The sequence below is a fragment of the Terrabacter sp. 05T424 genome, from assembly GCF_056396225.1.
Map to the genome: position 1 here is coordinate 70,838 of NZ_JBFTLB010000009.1, position 14,008 is coordinate 84,845.

The window sequence follows — 14,008 nt, forward strand, 5'->3', positions numbered from 1 at the left end:
CCCGTATGCCGCCACGCCGACGCACCCCGATCGCCGCCGGTCACGCCGCGCTCGAGGCGTGCCGCGCGGCCGGCTGGGTGGCTGACCGGGGCACCACGGCGACCGCGGTGCGCTACACCCTCGAGGAGCTCGCGACCATCGCGCCCGGCCGCACCGTCGAGGTGCGCGTGCCGCCGCACGGCGCGGTCCAGTGCATCGAGGGCCCGGTGCACACCCGAGGCACCCCGCCCAACGTCATCGAGACCGACGCCGCCACCTGGCTGCGGCTGGCCGTCGGAGAGCTCTCCTGGGACGACGCGCTCAACGGGGCGCTCGTCCGGGCGAGCGGACAGCGCGCCCACCTCGAGGGTCTGCTGCCGATCTCCTCGCTTAGGGTGGGCGCGTGAGCCAGACCCCGCCCCCCGCCCGCCCCGAACGTTCCCGCATCCCGAACTTCAAGCGGTTCCTCATCACGGGTGCAGTCCTCGGTTTCGTCATCGGCGCCCTCGTCTCGCTGCGGGGCGAGGGGGTCCAGGGCTACTCCGAGACCACCGGCGCCCTCTACATCGGCTCCCTCGGGGCGCTCCTCGGCACCGGCCTGGCCGGCGTCCTCGGCATCCTGCTCGACCGGTCAGGTCGCGACCGGTCGTGACCGACCCGGCCGGTGACCGCGCCCCGAACGACACGCGGCGCACGGGCCCGCTCGCCGGGGTGCGGGTCGTCGAGCTGGCCGGCATCGGCCCCTCACCGTTCGCGGCGATGCTGCTCGCCGACCTCGGGGCCGACGTGATCCGCGTCGACCGACCCGGCGGCCCCTCGCTGCCCGTCCCCCTCGCGCCCGAAGCCGACGTGCTGCGGCGCGGGCGCCCGTCCGTCCTGCTGGATCTCAAGCACCCCGACGGCCTCGCCACCGCCCTCGCGCTCGTCGAGAGGGCCGACGTCCTCGTCGAGGGCTACCGGCCCGGGGTCGCCGAGCGGCTCGGGCTCGGCCCCGACGTGTGCCTCGAGCGCAACCCGGCGCTCGTCTACGGCCGGATGACCGGCTGGGGCCAGGACGGCCCGCTCGCCCAGACCGCCGGGCACGACATCGGCTACGTCGCCATCACCGGCGCCCTGCACGCCATCGGCCGTGCCGGGGGACCGCCCCAGGTGCCGGTCAACCTCGTCGGCGACTTCGGCGGCGGTGCGCTCTACCTCGTCGTCGGAGTCCTCGCGGCGCTGCTCGAGGCCCGCACCAGTGGTCGCGGGCAGGTCGTCGACGCCGCCATCGTCGACGGCACGGCCCACCTCTCGTCCCTCGTCGTCAGCCTCGTGTCGGCCGGGCTGTGGTCCGACCGGCGCGGCACCAACCTGCTCGACTCGGGCGCCCCCTTCTACGACGTCTACGAGACGCGCGACGGCGGCTGGATGGCTGTCGGCCCGCTCGAGCCGGCCTTCTACGCCGAGTTCCTGCGCCTGCTCGACCTCACCGAAGCGGCACCCGACCGCCTCGACCCCGGGCGGTGGCCGGCCCTGCGGGCGCTGCTCTGCGACACCTTCCGTGCCCGCACCCGCGACGAGTGGGTGGCACTCTTCGAGGGCACCGACGCCTGCGTCGAGCCGGTGCTGTCCTACGCCGAGGCGCCCGACCACCCGCACCTGGCGGCGCGTGGCACCTACGTCGAGCACCACGGCGTCGTGCAGCCCGCGCCGGCGCCGCGCTTCTCGCGCACGCCGGTCGCACTGTCGACGCCGCCGTCCACTCCCGGGGCTGACACGCGGGCAGCCCTGTCCGCGTGGGGAATCGACGACGTGGATAACCTGATCGCATCAGGTGTCGCAGCGCAGCCATGAGGCTGTTCGTCGCCGTCGTGCCGCCCGACGAGGTCCTCGACGACCTCGAGGACCACGTCGCACCCAGGCGTGAGGCCAGTCCCGAGATCCGCTGGACCGACCGCCACCAGTGGCACGTCACACTGGCGTTCCTCGGTGCCGTGCCCGAGGCCCGGCTCGACGACCTCACCGACGCGTTGGCCCGCTCGGCCGGCCGGCGCGACCCCCTGGTGCTGCAGCTCGCGGGCGCCGGCGCCTTCCCCAACCCGTATGCCGCCCGCGTCCTGTGGGCCGGCGTCGAGCAGGCGCGCGGTGACCTCGGGGCGGTCGCACACGGCATACGCAATGCGGCCGGCTCGGCCGGTGCCACGCCCGACGGCACGCGCTTCCACCCGCACCTCACGCTCGGGCGCTTCCACCGGCCGACCGAGGCCACCCGCTGGATCCGTGCGCTGGACCCGTGGGAGGGGCCGGCGTGGCGGGCCACCGCGCTCGCCCTCGTCGAGTCGCACCTGGGGGAGGGGCGCGGGCGGCGGCCGCGCTACGAGGTGGTGGCCGAGCTGCCGCTGCGGGCGCTGCCGGGGGCTGGACCGCGGTCGGACTGAGCGCGTCGCTGTGGGACACTGGCGCAGTGGCACGTGGCGACGGTCGACTAGGTCATGACCTCATCCCCGGCGAGAAGGGCCCGCAGGACGCCTGTGGGGTCTTCGGCGTCTGGGCCCCCGGAGAGGACGTCGCGAAGCTGACGTACTTCGGGCTCTATGCACTGCAGCACCGCGGGCAGGAGTCGGCCGGCATCGCCACCGGTGACGGCGAGAAGATCCTCGTCTACAAGGACATGGGCCTCGTGTCGCAGGTCTTCGACGAGACCGCGCTGTCGTCCTTGCGCGGCCACATCGCGATCGGGCACACGCGCTACTCGACGACTGGCGGCTCCACGTGGGAGAACGCCCAGCCGACGCTCGGCGGCACCGGCCACAGCACGCTGGCCCTCGCCCACAACGGAAACCTGATCAACACGGTCGAGCTCAAGGCCCTCGTCGACGAGCACTTCGGCGGCGCCCGCGTCACCGGCGAGCTCGCCCGCGGCAACACCTCCGACACCGCCCTCGTGACGACGCTCCTGTCGGCCGACGAGGACAAGACGCCCGAGCAGGCCGCGCTCGAGCTGCTGCCCAAGCTGCGCGGTGCCTTCTCGTTCGTCTTCATGGACGAGACCACGCTGTATGCCGCCCGCGACCCCTGGGGCGTGCGTCCCCTGGCCCTCGGCCGACTCGAGCGCGGCTGGGTCGTCGCGTCCGAGACCGCGGCGCTCCAGACCATCGGTGCGGCCGTCATCCGCGAGGTCGAGCCCGGCGAGCTCATCGTCATCGACGAGGACGGCCTGCGCTCGCACAAGTTCGCCGAGCCCCAGCCGAAAGGCTGCGTGTTCGAGTACGTCTACCTCGCCCGCCCCGACGCCGTCATCCGCGGCCGGGTGGTGCACGAGGCTCGCGTCGAGATGGGCCGGGTCCTGGCCCGCGAGCATGCCGTCGACGCTGACCTCGTCATCGGCGTGCCCGAGTCGGGCGTGCCTGCGGCTGTTGGCTATTCGCAGGAGTCGGGCATCCCGTTCGGCCAGGGCTTCGTGAAGAACGCCTACGTCGGGCGCACCTTCATCCAGCCCTCGCAGACGCTGCGCCAGCTCGGCATCCGGCTCAAGCTCAACCCGCTCGAGCACACCATCCGCGGCAAGCGCCTCGTCGTCGTCGACGACTCCATCGTGCGCGGCAACACCCAGCGCGCGCAGATCCGCATGCTGCGCGAGGCGGGTGCGCTCGAGGTGCACGTGCGCATCAGCTCGCCGCCCGTGCAGTGGCCGTGCTTCTACGGCATCGACTTCGCGACGCGGGCCGAGCTCATCGCGACCGGGCTCGGGGTCGAGGAGATCCGCGCCTCGATCGGCGCCGACTCGCTCGGCTACATCTCCGAGGAGGGGATGATCGGCGCGACCAACCAGCCCGCCGACGAGCTGTGCTCGGCCTGCTTCACCGGCAAGTACCCCATCGAGCTGCCGGAGGACGGCCGCATCGGCAAGCACGTCCTCGAGACGCTGCCGCTGTCGGTGCGCACCGGCCACGACCGCTCGGTCGACGTCGAGGGCGTCAGCCTCGGTGTCGGGGTCGGCGGCGAGAGCGCCCTCCAGCACCCCTGACCCCGCTTCGAGGTATCGGGTCGCGCTCGGCCGCGACGCATCACCTCGAACCGGACGACGCCGCTGCGAGTGGAGGTGTCTGGTCGCGCTGGGCTGCGATGCATCACCTCGAATCGCAGGAACCTCGTTGCGTCGTCCACAGGCGATCGCCCAAGCGTCTCGTCGTCCACAGGCTCGGCTCCACCACTCGCGCGGCCGTGGACCTGCCTCGACGCTCGGACCATGACCAGTGCCGCGCGACGATCCCTGGTGCGGGCCGCGGCCGAGCCACAGGGCGGCGTCCTCTCGAGGCGGCAGCTCGCGGCCCTCGGCATCACCCACGACCACATCCGCAACGAGGTGGCGGCCGAGCGGTGGGTGCGGCTCGGGCGTCAGACCGTGGCGGTCCACCTCGGTCCGCTGTCGATCCAGGCCCGGGCCTGGACAGCCGTCTGGGAGCTGGGGGAGCGGATCGCCGCACTCGACGGCGTCACCGCGCTCCATGCTGCCGGCCTCACGGGCTTCGAGGAGGACTGCATCCATGTCTCGGTTCGCCACTCGCACGACACCAGGGCACTGCCTGGCGTCAGGATCCACAAGGTCATCCGCCGCGTCGATGGCGAGCTCCTCACCGTCGGCGTCCCGCGCACCAAACCCGATGTGGCGGCCGTTCGCGCGGCCGGCTGGGCGGTCAGCGACAGGCAGGCGGCGCTGCTCCTGCTGATGCCCGTTCAGCAGAGGCTCACCACCCCGTCCGCCCTGCTCGAGGCATCACGCATCTGCCTGGGTCGGCGGCGACGCGCCTTCATCAAGGGCGTCATCGGCGACGTGGCCCTCGGTGTGCAGTCCCTCGCCGAGCTCGACTTCGCGAGGTTGTGCCGGGCGCGGGGTCTCCCCGAGCCGTCGAGGCAGGTGCTGCGCGAGGGGCCGCGGGGTCGGGTCTACCTGGACGTGCGATGGGACCGGCACGGACTCGTCGTCGAGATCGACGGTGCGCAGCACCGCGAGGGTCTCGCCGTCAGCGTCGACAACCTCACGCGCAACGCCGTCGTGCTGTCAGGTGACCGGGTGCTGCGTATCGACCGGATCGGTCTGCGCCTGCACGAGCCGGCCTTCATGGACCAGATCGCCTTGGGACTCGCCACCACCTGAGCGGCGAAGCCTGCCCAGCTCGAGGTGGATGCTCGCGCTCGGCCGCGACGGATCACCTCGAACCGACCGGAGGGCTGCAGGATCGAGGTGGATGCTCGCGCTCCACCACGAGAAATCACCTCGAATGGCGAGGAGGTGGCGGCGGGGAGGGGCAAGGGTGGACGCGGGGGAGAGGGGGTGCGCGTCGCCGGTAGGCTGGGGCGCGTGAGCGACGCCCCCATCACGTATGCCTCGGCCGGAGTCGACGTCGAGGCAGGTGACAAGGCCGTCGAGCTGATGAAGGCGTCGGTGCGCCGCGCGACCCGGCCCGAGGTCGTCGGTGGCCTAGGCGGCTTCGCCGGCATGTTCGACGCGAGCGCCATCGCCMGCATGACCCGGCCGATCCTCGCGACGAGCACCGACGGCGTCGGCACCAAGGTCGCCATCGCCCAAGCCCTCGGCGTGCACGACACGATCGGCTTCGACCTCGTCGGCATGGTCGTCGACGACATCGTCGTCTGCGGCGCCGAGCCGCTCTTCATGACCGACTACATCGCGACCGGCAAGGTCGTGCCCGAGCGCATCGCTGCCATCGTCGGCGGCATCGCCCGCGCGTGCGAGGAGGCGGGGGTCGCGCTCGTCGGCGGCGAGACCGCAGAGCACCCGGGCCTGCTCGAGCCCGACGAGTACGACGTCGCCGGCGCCGCCACCGGCGTCGTGGAGTATGCCGCCGTGCTGGGTCCGCAGCGCGTCGCCGACGGTGACGTCGTGGTGGCCCTCGCGAGCAGTGGCCTGCACAGCAACGGCTACAGCCTGGTTCGCCGGGTCATCGAGAGCGCCGGCTGGAGCCTCGACCGACACGTCGACGACTTCGGCCGCACCCTCGGCGAGGAGCTGCTCGAGCCGACCCGCATCTACACCAAGCCGCTGCTCGAGCTCATCGCCGACGACGGCCTCGACGTGCACGCCCTCAGCCACGTGACCGGCGGAGGGCTCGCGGCCAACCTGGCCCGTGTGCTGCCGACGGGCACCTTCGCCCGCGTCGACCGCTCCACGTGGACGCCACCGGCCGTCTTCCGCACCGTCCAGGACCTCGGCCGCGTGCCGCACGCCGACATCGAACGCACCCTGAACCAGGGCATCGGCTTCGTGGCGGTCCTGCCCGAGGCACACGCCGACCGCGCGATCGAGCTGACCGAGGCACGCGGCATACGCGCGTGGCGCCTCGGAGAGGTTGCCACCGAGGAGCGGGCGCAGGCGGACGGACTCGTCGCAGCCGACGCCGAGGTCGTGCGCGGAGCCAAGGGCGTCGACGGTGGCGCCGTGCAGGTCGTGGGAGAGCACCCCACCGCCTGACCCTCGGGCCCGGCTCGGAGCCGAACTAGGAGCCGAACTCCGCCCCGAACTCGGGGCCGAACTGCCTTGGGCGCCAACGACGCTCGCGGGCACCGGCTCGATCGGTGCCGGGCATGGCTGGGCCCGCCCACCACGACGGTGTGCGGGCTCTACCGTGCCAGGGCAGCACCGATCGCGCGCCGGGTGGGAACACCCGACGCACGAGGTGCAGACGGAAGAGGGGGGACGAGCTCAGCGCTCGCCTGAGACCCACTTCCCGTATTCGTCGTACTCGTCGTCGTCGACGGACTGTGGCTGGTTGGAGACGTCGCGTTGCGACGGCCCGTGCAGCTCACGCTCCAGCGCGCTCAAGTCCGTGTCAGGTGTGTAGTACTTGAGCTGCCGTGCGACCTTGGTCTGCTTGGCTTTGGCTCGGCCGCGCCCCATGGCGTGACCCCCTCGTGCGTCGTGCCGGGACGGCATCGCCCCTCGAAGAGCCAGATGGCTCTTCGATGTCTGCGTAGCGGTCCCGGGAATGTGTGTGTTCTCGTGGGGCTAACGCTACATGAGTGAGGCAAATCCTGCGCCCGCCGCACCCCCTCGACGGCGTCGCGTCGTGGGCCGCCGGGGGGCGCGCCCGCCAAGTGCCCTGCCGACGTGCTGCGAGCCCCCATCGGGACCGCCACGAGATCCCGAGATGTCGGTCGGACCCCATTACACCCCGGGGTGCGAAAGGGGGACGATTTGACTCTTTTCTGTGATTAACCGCCATTGACCGGGTCCAGACTTTACTCTTGCTTTACCGAGCCCCGCTTGGGGCGATGCGTGTCGCTGCACCTAGCGACAGGGTGGTGGGGATATGACAATGACGACTCAGGATCGACACGAGACCGAGAAGCTGCTGACGCCTGCCGAGGTGGCGGCCCTCTTCCGAGTGGACCCCAAGACGGTCACTCGCTGGGCCAAGGCGGGAAAGCTGACTTCGATCCGGACCCTTGGCGGGCACCGGAGATACCGCGAGTCGGAGGTGCGCGACCTTCTGGGTGGCGGCCACTGACTCAGACGCTGGTTGGGGGCATCCAGCGCCACAGGCAGGGGAGGGACACCACGGTGTCCCTCCCCTGATCATTTCCACCTCATATCGTGACGGGCATGACGATCCGACCAGACCTGTCCGCCGTCACGCTCGGCGTCCGCGACGTCGAGGTGTCACGCGCCTTCTACGTCGACGGCCTCGGCTTCCGCCAGGTGCTGCACCTGCCCGGTGACATCAGCTTCGTCCAGGCCGGCCCGGGACTCCTGCTGGCCCTCTGGGACGTGACCCAGATGCCGAGCGAGTACGGCGACGTCGCGCACGGAGCGGCCGCTCCGCCGATGTCGCTGGGTCACAACGTCGAGCGCGCCGAGCAGGTCGAGCAGCTGTATGCCGCCGCGCTCGCTTCCGGGGCGACGTCGGTCACAGCCCCTGCCGTACGCGAGTGGGGCGGCTCGAGTGCCTGCGTGGCCGACCCCGACGGCTTCCGATGGGACTTCGTGCACAACCCGAACTTCCGCGTCGACGCCGACGGCACCGTGCACCTCGGCGAGGCCTGACCGAGGTCTGTTGCCGACGACCCGCCGCTCCAGCTTCAGGTCGCGGCCTCGAGCCGGGCCCGCCAGGGGTGCTCAGGCGCATGGACGCGCACGAAGTCGGCCACGAAGCCGCGCTGGCCCGCCGTGAGCAGCGGAAGGGCGGCGGCCAGGTCGTCGTCGTCCTTGGGTCGCCCGGTCTTGACCTTGTGGCTCAGCACGAGCTCTGGTGCGAGGTAGCGCACGCCGTCGCGCTCCCAGGTCACCGTCTCCAGCGGTGCGCTGAAGGACGGGTCGCGCTTGGACTGCCAGCGGCCGTCGACGTCACGGTTGAGCAGGAACTCGCACGACCACGGGGCGAGGGCGTGCTCGCGCACCCACACCTGCTCGGCGCTGTCGGGCATGGCGCGCCCGGGTGCGAGGTGGAGCAGGCCCTCGCCGCCGGCGGCCCAGAGGTGGAAGCGCGGCTCGAGGAAGGTGCGCAGGACCGGCAGGTCGCGGCGGAAGACGGACAGGTCGATGTCCTCGTGCGGCCGGGTCACACCGGTGAACGCCTCGATGGCCCAGCCCCCGGCCACCCACCACGGCACGTCGAGACCGGCGAGGACCTCTGCGGCCTCCGCCGGCGTCCAGGGCTGGATCGGGCCATAGATCCGCTCGAACTCCGAGTGCGTGATCCAGGTCTGATCGCCTGTCCGGTCGTGCTGTTCCGCGGCCGCGTCGCCCATGTCAGCCACGCTATCGAGGTCCCACAGCTGCCCACTGGCCGTTTTGCCTCAGTGCCCGAGGGCACGGAGCTGGAGTCTCAGGGCCAGCCGGGTCTCCGGGTCGTGCAGGTCGAGGTCGACGACGTCGGAGAGGCGTTGCATGCGGTAGCGCAGGGTGTTGGGGTGCACGTGCAGCCGAGCCGCCGCTTCGCGGGGGTCGCCCGGGTGGTCGAGCCAGGCGGCCACGGTCTCGAGGTATGCCGTCTGGTGCGACTCGTCGTGGTCGCGGATCGTGCCCACCGGACCGAGCAGCTCCTCGGTCCAGATGCCGCCGAGGGCGCGGGCGTTGGTGACGGCTGCCCAGGCCTCCTCGACGGTGGTCGTCGTGCCGGTGACGCGCCCGATGTCGCGCAGGCGCTGCACCTCGGTCGCCTCGCGCCGCGAGCGGTCGAGATCGACTGCGCGAGAGACGCGCCCGCCCGCGCTGGCGGTGGCGCTCGACGTCACGCCCGCGACCTCTTCGACGACACCGTGCAGCCACTCCCACGTGCCGGGTGAGGCATCGCCCATGGCGTCGCGCACCAGGGCGAGGGCGACTCCGTCGAAGATGGCGAGCAGCGGCTGCCGCCACGAGCGGCGGCGCGCGACCGACTCCCACACGTCGAGCTCGCGCTCGGCGTCACGGGGCGCTGCGGCATCGCGGGCGCGGCCTCCGCCGGACTCGCGTGACGACGCCGATCGACGCACAGCACCTGTGTCACCGTCGTCACGGTAGGCCCCGGAGAGCACCACGACGCGCCACGGGGCGGCGGGGAGCCAGCCCTCCGCGTCGAGGGTGTCGCCGCTCAGCAGGGCGCGGAGCCGGTCGGCGGAGACCCGGCGAGCCAGGTCGGCCTGCGACCTCATGCGGAGCAGGTGGAGGGCGACGACCGAGGCCGTCTGCGCCAGCGAGCCCATGACCCGCTCCTCCGGCTCCTCGTCGACGACGGCCCAGATCGAGCCGAGCCACTCGGTGCCGGCCCGCACCGGCACGACGACGCGGGCCCGCAGCCCCCGGCCGGCCGGCACGAAGAACGGCTCGTCGGACCGGGCCAGCCGCCGGAAGACGCCGCGCCCGCGGAGGTTGGCGATGACCTCGTCGGGCACCCGCCGCCCGACGATGGTCGACACGCGCGCGGGGTCGGCGACGTCCTGGGTGGAGGAGTAGGCGAGCACCCGGGACTGGGTGTCCTCGATGGTGATCGGGGCGTCGACGAGGGCGGCGCAGGCGTCGGCGAGGGCGAAGAGCTCGTCGAGCACGGGGCCCTCGGCGCGGACGGCCGGCCCACTCGCGGCGCGGTCGAGCACGCCCCGAAGGAGCCAGACGACGTGGGCCCACGAGGCGTGGTCGGCCAGCTCGACGAGGCTGACGCCGAGGCGGGCAGCCGCGGCCCTGACCTGCTGGTGTCGGGCGGCCGCCCGGCGCAGCACCACCGCGCCGGTGTCGACGGCAGCGGCGCCCTCGAGCAGCGCCGAGGCCTCGGCGGGCCGCTCGACGCCCACCCCGAGCAGCAGGTCGCCCGCCTGTCCGAAGACCCCGGAGGCCGGCTCGGCCAGGGTCACGTCGTCGACGGGTGGCCCCCCGGCGTCGACGACGACGGTCAGCAGGCCGCCGCCGAGGGCCCCCACGAGCCGGGCGACCGGGAGGCCGACGGGTGTCGTGGAGGACGTACGCGTGGCGCTGGCGCGGGAGCGTCGGGTGGCTGACGGCATACCTCATCATGACCCACGCGGCTGTGCTGCACGCACAATCAGGGCCGACAACTCTGTCGCTGTAGCACCAAAGGGTCCTGCTCCCTGGCCGCCACCATGGACGGAAGGCACCCACCCACCCACAGGAGTCGATCCGCATGCCTGCCGTGAACACCGCTGGTACCCCGGTCCCCGAGCGCATTGCCGTCATCGGAGCGGGCATGGTCGGTCTCGCGACCGCCTGGTTCCTCCAGGAGCGTGGCGTCGAGGTGACCGTCATCGACCGCGACGGCGTCGCCGCCGGAGCGTCGTGGGGCAACGCGGGCTGGCTCACGCCGGGCATCGCCACGCCGCTGCCCGAGCCGGCCGTGCTGAAGTACGGCCTGCGCGCCGTGCTCAGCCCGAGCTCGCCCGTCTACGTGCCGCCGAGCACCCGCCCCGACTTCCTCCGTTTCGTCACCGGCTTCACCCGCCACAGCACGATGAAGGCGTGGAAGAAGGCGATGGAGTCGCTCGTGCCCGTCAACGACCTGTCGCTGCAGAGCTTCGACCTGCTCAAGGCCGGCGGCGTCGACGCCGACACCTACGAGGCCAAGTCGTTCACGGCCGCCTACCGCACCGCCGAGGAGCGGACGACGCTGCTCGAGGAGATCGAGCACATCCGCGCATCGGGCGGCGACATCACCTTCGACGTCCTCTCCGGTGACGACGCCCGCGCCATCGAGCCGGCCCTGTCCGACGAGATCGGCGCCGCGATCGTGCTGCACGGCCAGCGCTTCATCAACCCGGGCGCCTACGTCGCCGCGCTCGCCGACTCGGTCACCGCCCGCGGCGGCAAGATCGTCACCGGCAGCGCCGTCTCCCGCATCACCGACACCCCGACCGGCGTGCTCGTGACCAACGACTTCGGCCAGGCCGAGCACTACGACGCCGTCGTGGTCGCGACCGGCGCCTGGCTCGGCAAGCTGGCGCGCGACTTCGGCGTGAAGCGCGTCGTCCAGGCCGGCCGCGGCTACTCCTTCTCGGTCGAGGTCGAGGACCTGCCCAACGGCCCGGTCTACTTCCCGGCCGCCCGCGTCGCGTGCACGCCCGTCGGTGACCGCCTCCGCGTCGCCGGCATGATGGAGTTCCGTCAGCCCGAGGCCGCTCTCGACCGCCGTCGCATCAAGGCCATCGTCGAGTCGGCACGCCCGCTGCTCAAGGGTGCTGACCTCGACCACCGCCAGGACGAGTGGGTCGGCTCGCGCCCCTGCACGATCGACGGTCTGCCGCTCATCGGTGCCTCGACGAACCCCAAGGTGTTCGTCGCCGGCGGCCACGGCATGTGGGGCATCACCCTCGGCCCCGTCACCGGCCGTCTGCTCGCCGAGCAGATCGTCACCGGCACCGCGCCGGCCCAGCTCAGCCCGTTCGACCCGCTGCGCTGACCGGCACCGCAACGCCCGGAAAGGGCCCGTCCAACAGGGGTTGGACGGGCCCTTTCGTGCTGTCCCCAGTGCAGCCCGGCCGCTCGAAGTCGGCCCGACCCTCATGACGGCTGTCGCCGACCCCTCAGTGCGGCGACAGCCGTCCCCAGGTGTTCGGCGCCGTCCCGCGTTCGGATGGGACCTCCGCGGGACGTTGAGGAGGGGTGAGAGCTGCGACCTCAGCCGTCGTCGCCCGACGGCTCCTCGGCTCGCGGGGCCTCGTCGGCGCTCGCCGGAGACGGCGTGCCGTCCTTGGAGCTCTCACTGCCCGGGGTCTCGCCGACCGACGTCTCGTCGTCCGTCTCGGACTTCGTCGCGTCGTCGTCGGTGCTGGTGGGGGTGGGGCTCGGGGTGCTGGTCTCGTCGTCCCGGCCGCCGAGTCCCCGGCCCGACTCGGTGAGGACGGTCTCGGCGGCCACGAGGGACTGCTCGACCTCGTCGCGCTCCGCCGGCTGACCCTCCTGGTTCTGCCGGGCCCGGTCCAGCTCGGTCCGAGCCTGGGTGAGCAGCTCTCGGGCCCGGCCCCGGACGGCTGGGGTGACGAGCGACCCTGCCGGGCCGAGGATGCCCCCGGCCTCGGCGATCAGGGTGCGCGCGCGCGTCAGCGAGACCGGCGAGACCTGCACGGTGGTGCCCGGGCGCGGGGTCGACTGCGGTGCGACCGTGCTGAGGGCCACGGCGACGACGGCGGCGGCCGCGGCTGCGGCCACCCAGGCGAGCGACGACCGACTGCCGCGCTCGGGGGCGACGCCGACCTCGAAGCGGGAGCCGGCACCCCGCTGCTGCCCCAGTCCGGGCGAGCAGGCGTCGGCGGCGACGGCGAGGTCGGCGAGCAGGCGTACGGCGGCGTCCGAGCCGATGGCGGGCTCCTCGCGTCGGGCGAGCGAGTCGAGGAGGGCGTCGTCGACGCGGACACCGCGCGCGGTCGGGCCGAAGCGGGTCATGCGCCGCTCACCCCCATGGTGCGCCGCAGGGCGCGCAGGGCCCGGTGTTGGGCGACGCGCACGGCGCCCGGGGTCATGCCGAGCACCGCTGCGACCTCGTCGGCCGACAGCTGGTCGACCACGCGCAGCAGGAGGATCTCGCGCTGGCGCTCCGGGAGGGTGGCCAGGGGCGCGAGCAGCCGTCGCAGGCCGTCGCCGCTCACGGCGCGCTCCTCGGGCGTCGGTTCGAGGGACTCCCGCTCGGGGACGCCGTGGACCTCGCGGGACCGCGCGAGCGACCGCCTCGCCATCGCCACCTTGTTGGCGGTGATGCCGAAGACGAAGCTCGTGAAGGGCACGCCGCGGTCCTCGTAGCGGGGCATCGCGGCCGCCAGCGCCACGCAGGTCTCCTGGGTCACGTCCTCTGCCACCTCCTGGCCGAGCCGGGTCACGCAGTACCTGCGGATCCGGGGGCGAAACTCCCTCATGAGCGACTCGATCGCTGCGGCGTCACCGGCTCGGCTCCGGCGAACGACGTCGCGCAGCTGCGATTCGTCCATCACGGGTGAATCACCGTGGGAGGTTCTCGCGTTACGCGGTGGGTCGCGCGTGTAACGGACCGTGTGGCTGAGGCAATCCACGGTCGTAGGTGCGGCAGGCCGGCATCCATCGGAAGGGGACCTCCAGATGAGTCTCAAGCCCGTGAATCGTAGCGTCGCGTTCACCGTCGGCGCAGCGGTTGCGGTGGCAGCCGCCGGCATCGGCGTCGCCGTCGCGTCGCCCGGTCAGCCGTCCCTCCCGCCGTCGGTGGTGGGCACCTCCAGCGCGTCGCCAAGGACCGGAGCCCCCGGGGTCGCGACGCCCGAGGCCGGCGAGCCATCCCCCTCGAAGACGGTGTCTTCGGGCGCGCCGACCACCACCGACGGGCCCGACGAGCCCGGCGAGGTCGAGGACCAGTCGAAGGCCGATCCGCCGGACACCGGTGAGGCCAGCGAGGGCGCCGAGGTCAACGACCAGTCGAAGGCTGACGCGCCGGAAGCCACCGAGCCCGGTGAGGCGGGCGAGGGCGCCGAGGTCAAGGACGAGTCGAAGGCTGACGCGCCGGTAGCCACCGAGGCCGGCGAACCCGCCGAGCAGGGCGAGGGCCAGGACTGATCCGGTTCCGGCGGCTGAGTGCCGGCG

The 14,008-nt window shown here is 72.8% G+C and carries 16 protein-coding genes; 11 read left to right on the plus strand and 5 right to left on the minus strand.

What is annotated here, in order from left to right:
- The first annotated feature begins 5 nt into the window (after positions 1-5).
- The 7 genes from AC1DE0_RS17765 (at position 6) to purM (ending at position 6,451) form a co-directional block, all read left to right on the plus strand.
- On the plus strand, positions 6-386 hold the full coding sequence (locus AC1DE0_RS17765; protein WP_478103225.1) for a sterol carrier family protein: 381 nt from the start codon (positions 6-8) through the stop codon (positions 384-386).
- Entirely contained in the window at positions 383-631 is a 249-nt protein-coding gene (locus AC1DE0_RS17770) for a hypothetical protein (protein WP_478103229.1), read from the plus strand. Before AC1DE0_RS17765 ends, AC1DE0_RS17770 begins: the two co-directional genes overlap by 4 nt.
- Positions 628-1,812: a CaiB/BaiF CoA transferase family protein gene (locus AC1DE0_RS17775; RefSeq protein WP_478103234.1), complete on the plus strand. Its 1,185-nt coding sequence runs from the start codon at positions 628-630 to the stop codon at positions 1,810-1,812. The genes AC1DE0_RS17770 and AC1DE0_RS17775 overlap by 4 nt, the downstream gene beginning before the upstream one ends.
- Positions 1,809-2,396 (plus strand): RNA 2',3'-cyclic phosphodiesterase, encoded by a 588-nt coding sequence (gene thpR / locus AC1DE0_RS17780; protein WP_478103238.1) that lies wholly within the window; start codon positions 1,809-1,811, stop codon positions 2,394-2,396. The genes AC1DE0_RS17775 and thpR overlap by 4 nt, the downstream gene beginning before the upstream one ends.
- Positions 2,397-2,422: 26 nt before the next feature.
- Positions 2,423-3,985: an amidophosphoribosyltransferase gene (purF, locus tag AC1DE0_RS17785; protein WP_478103241.1), complete on the plus strand. Its 1,563-nt coding sequence runs from the start codon at positions 2,423-2,425 to the stop codon at positions 3,983-3,985.
- A 222-nt stretch (positions 3,986-4,207) separates the two neighbouring features.
- Positions 4,208-5,116 (plus strand): hypothetical protein, encoded by a 909-nt coding sequence (locus tag AC1DE0_RS17790; RefSeq protein WP_478103244.1) that lies wholly within the window; start codon positions 4,208-4,210, stop codon positions 5,114-5,116.
- A 204-nt stretch (positions 5,117-5,320) separates the two neighbouring features.
- Positions 5,321-6,451, plus strand: a complete 1,131-nt coding sequence (purM, locus tag AC1DE0_RS17795) for a phosphoribosylformylglycinamidine cyclo-ligase (protein WP_478103248.1) — start codon at positions 5,321-5,323, stop codon at positions 6,449-6,451.
- Positions 6,452-6,682: 231 nt separating this feature from the next.
- Here purM and AC1DE0_RS17800 read toward each other — a convergent pair whose 3' ends face one another.
- Positions 6,683-6,877 carry a DUF3073 domain-containing protein gene (locus AC1DE0_RS17800; RefSeq protein WP_442277260.1) on the minus strand — a complete coding sequence of 65 codons (195 nt, stop codon included), beginning with the start codon at positions 6,875-6,877 and terminating at the stop codon, positions 6,683-6,685.
- 418 nt (positions 6,878-7,295) lie between these two features.
- Here AC1DE0_RS17800 and AC1DE0_RS17805 point away from each other — a divergent pair, with 418 nt between their 5' ends.
- Both AC1DE0_RS17805 and AC1DE0_RS17810 read left to right on the plus strand, forming a co-directional pair.
- Positions 7,296-7,487, plus strand: a complete 192-nt coding sequence (locus tag AC1DE0_RS17805) for a BldC family transcriptional regulator (RefSeq protein WP_045191048.1) — start codon at positions 7,296-7,298, stop codon at positions 7,485-7,487.
- Positions 7,488-7,582: 95 nt separating this feature from the next.
- On the plus strand, positions 7,583-8,023 hold the full coding sequence (locus tag AC1DE0_RS17810) for a VOC family protein (RefSeq protein WP_478103256.1): 441 nt from the start codon (positions 7,583-7,585) through the stop codon (positions 8,021-8,023).
- Positions 8,024-8,058: 35 nt separating this feature from the next.
- Here the strand turns inward: AC1DE0_RS17810 and AC1DE0_RS17815 are convergent, their stop codons facing one another.
- Positions 8,059-8,727 carry a nucleotidyltransferase domain-containing protein gene (locus AC1DE0_RS17815; protein WP_478103260.1) on the minus strand — a complete coding sequence of 223 codons (669 nt, stop codon included), beginning with the start codon at positions 8,725-8,727 and terminating at the stop codon, positions 8,059-8,061.
- 48 nt (positions 8,728-8,775) lie between these two features.
- Positions 8,776-10,458, minus strand: a complete 1,683-nt coding sequence (locus tag AC1DE0_RS17820) for a PucR family transcriptional regulator (RefSeq protein WP_478103265.1) — start codon at positions 10,456-10,458, stop codon at positions 8,776-8,778.
- Positions 10,459-10,595: 137 nt separating this feature from the next.
- Here AC1DE0_RS17820 and AC1DE0_RS17825 point away from each other — a divergent pair, with 137 nt between their 5' ends.
- The gene (locus tag AC1DE0_RS17825; RefSeq protein ID WP_478103268.1) at positions 10,596-11,864 is read left to right on the plus strand and encodes an NAD(P)/FAD-dependent oxidoreductase; all 1,269 of its coding nucleotides are present in this window, start codon (positions 10,596-10,598) and stop codon (positions 11,862-11,864) included.
- A gap of 218 nt (positions 11,865-12,082) precedes the next feature.
- Here AC1DE0_RS17825 and AC1DE0_RS17830 read toward each other — a convergent pair whose 3' ends face one another.
- Positions 12,083-12,847, minus strand: a complete 765-nt coding sequence (locus AC1DE0_RS17830) for a hypothetical protein (protein WP_478103270.1) — start codon at positions 12,845-12,847, stop codon at positions 12,083-12,085.
- A complete protein-coding gene (locus AC1DE0_RS17835; protein ID WP_478103275.1) occupies positions 12,844-13,587 on the minus strand; it encodes a sigma-70 family RNA polymerase sigma factor in 744 nt (247 codons plus the stop codon). The genes AC1DE0_RS17830 and AC1DE0_RS17835 overlap by 4 nt, the downstream gene beginning before the upstream one ends.
- On the opposite strand from AC1DE0_RS17835, the gene AC1DE0_RS17840 reads away from it, so the two are divergent.
- Positions 13,529-13,981, plus strand: coding sequence for a hypothetical protein (locus AC1DE0_RS17840; RefSeq protein WP_478103555.1), 453 nt, complete (start codon positions 13,529-13,531; stop codon positions 13,979-13,981). The two genes, AC1DE0_RS17835 and AC1DE0_RS17840, sit on opposite strands and share 59 nt — an antisense overlap.
- Positions 13,982-14,008 lie beyond the last annotated feature (27 nt).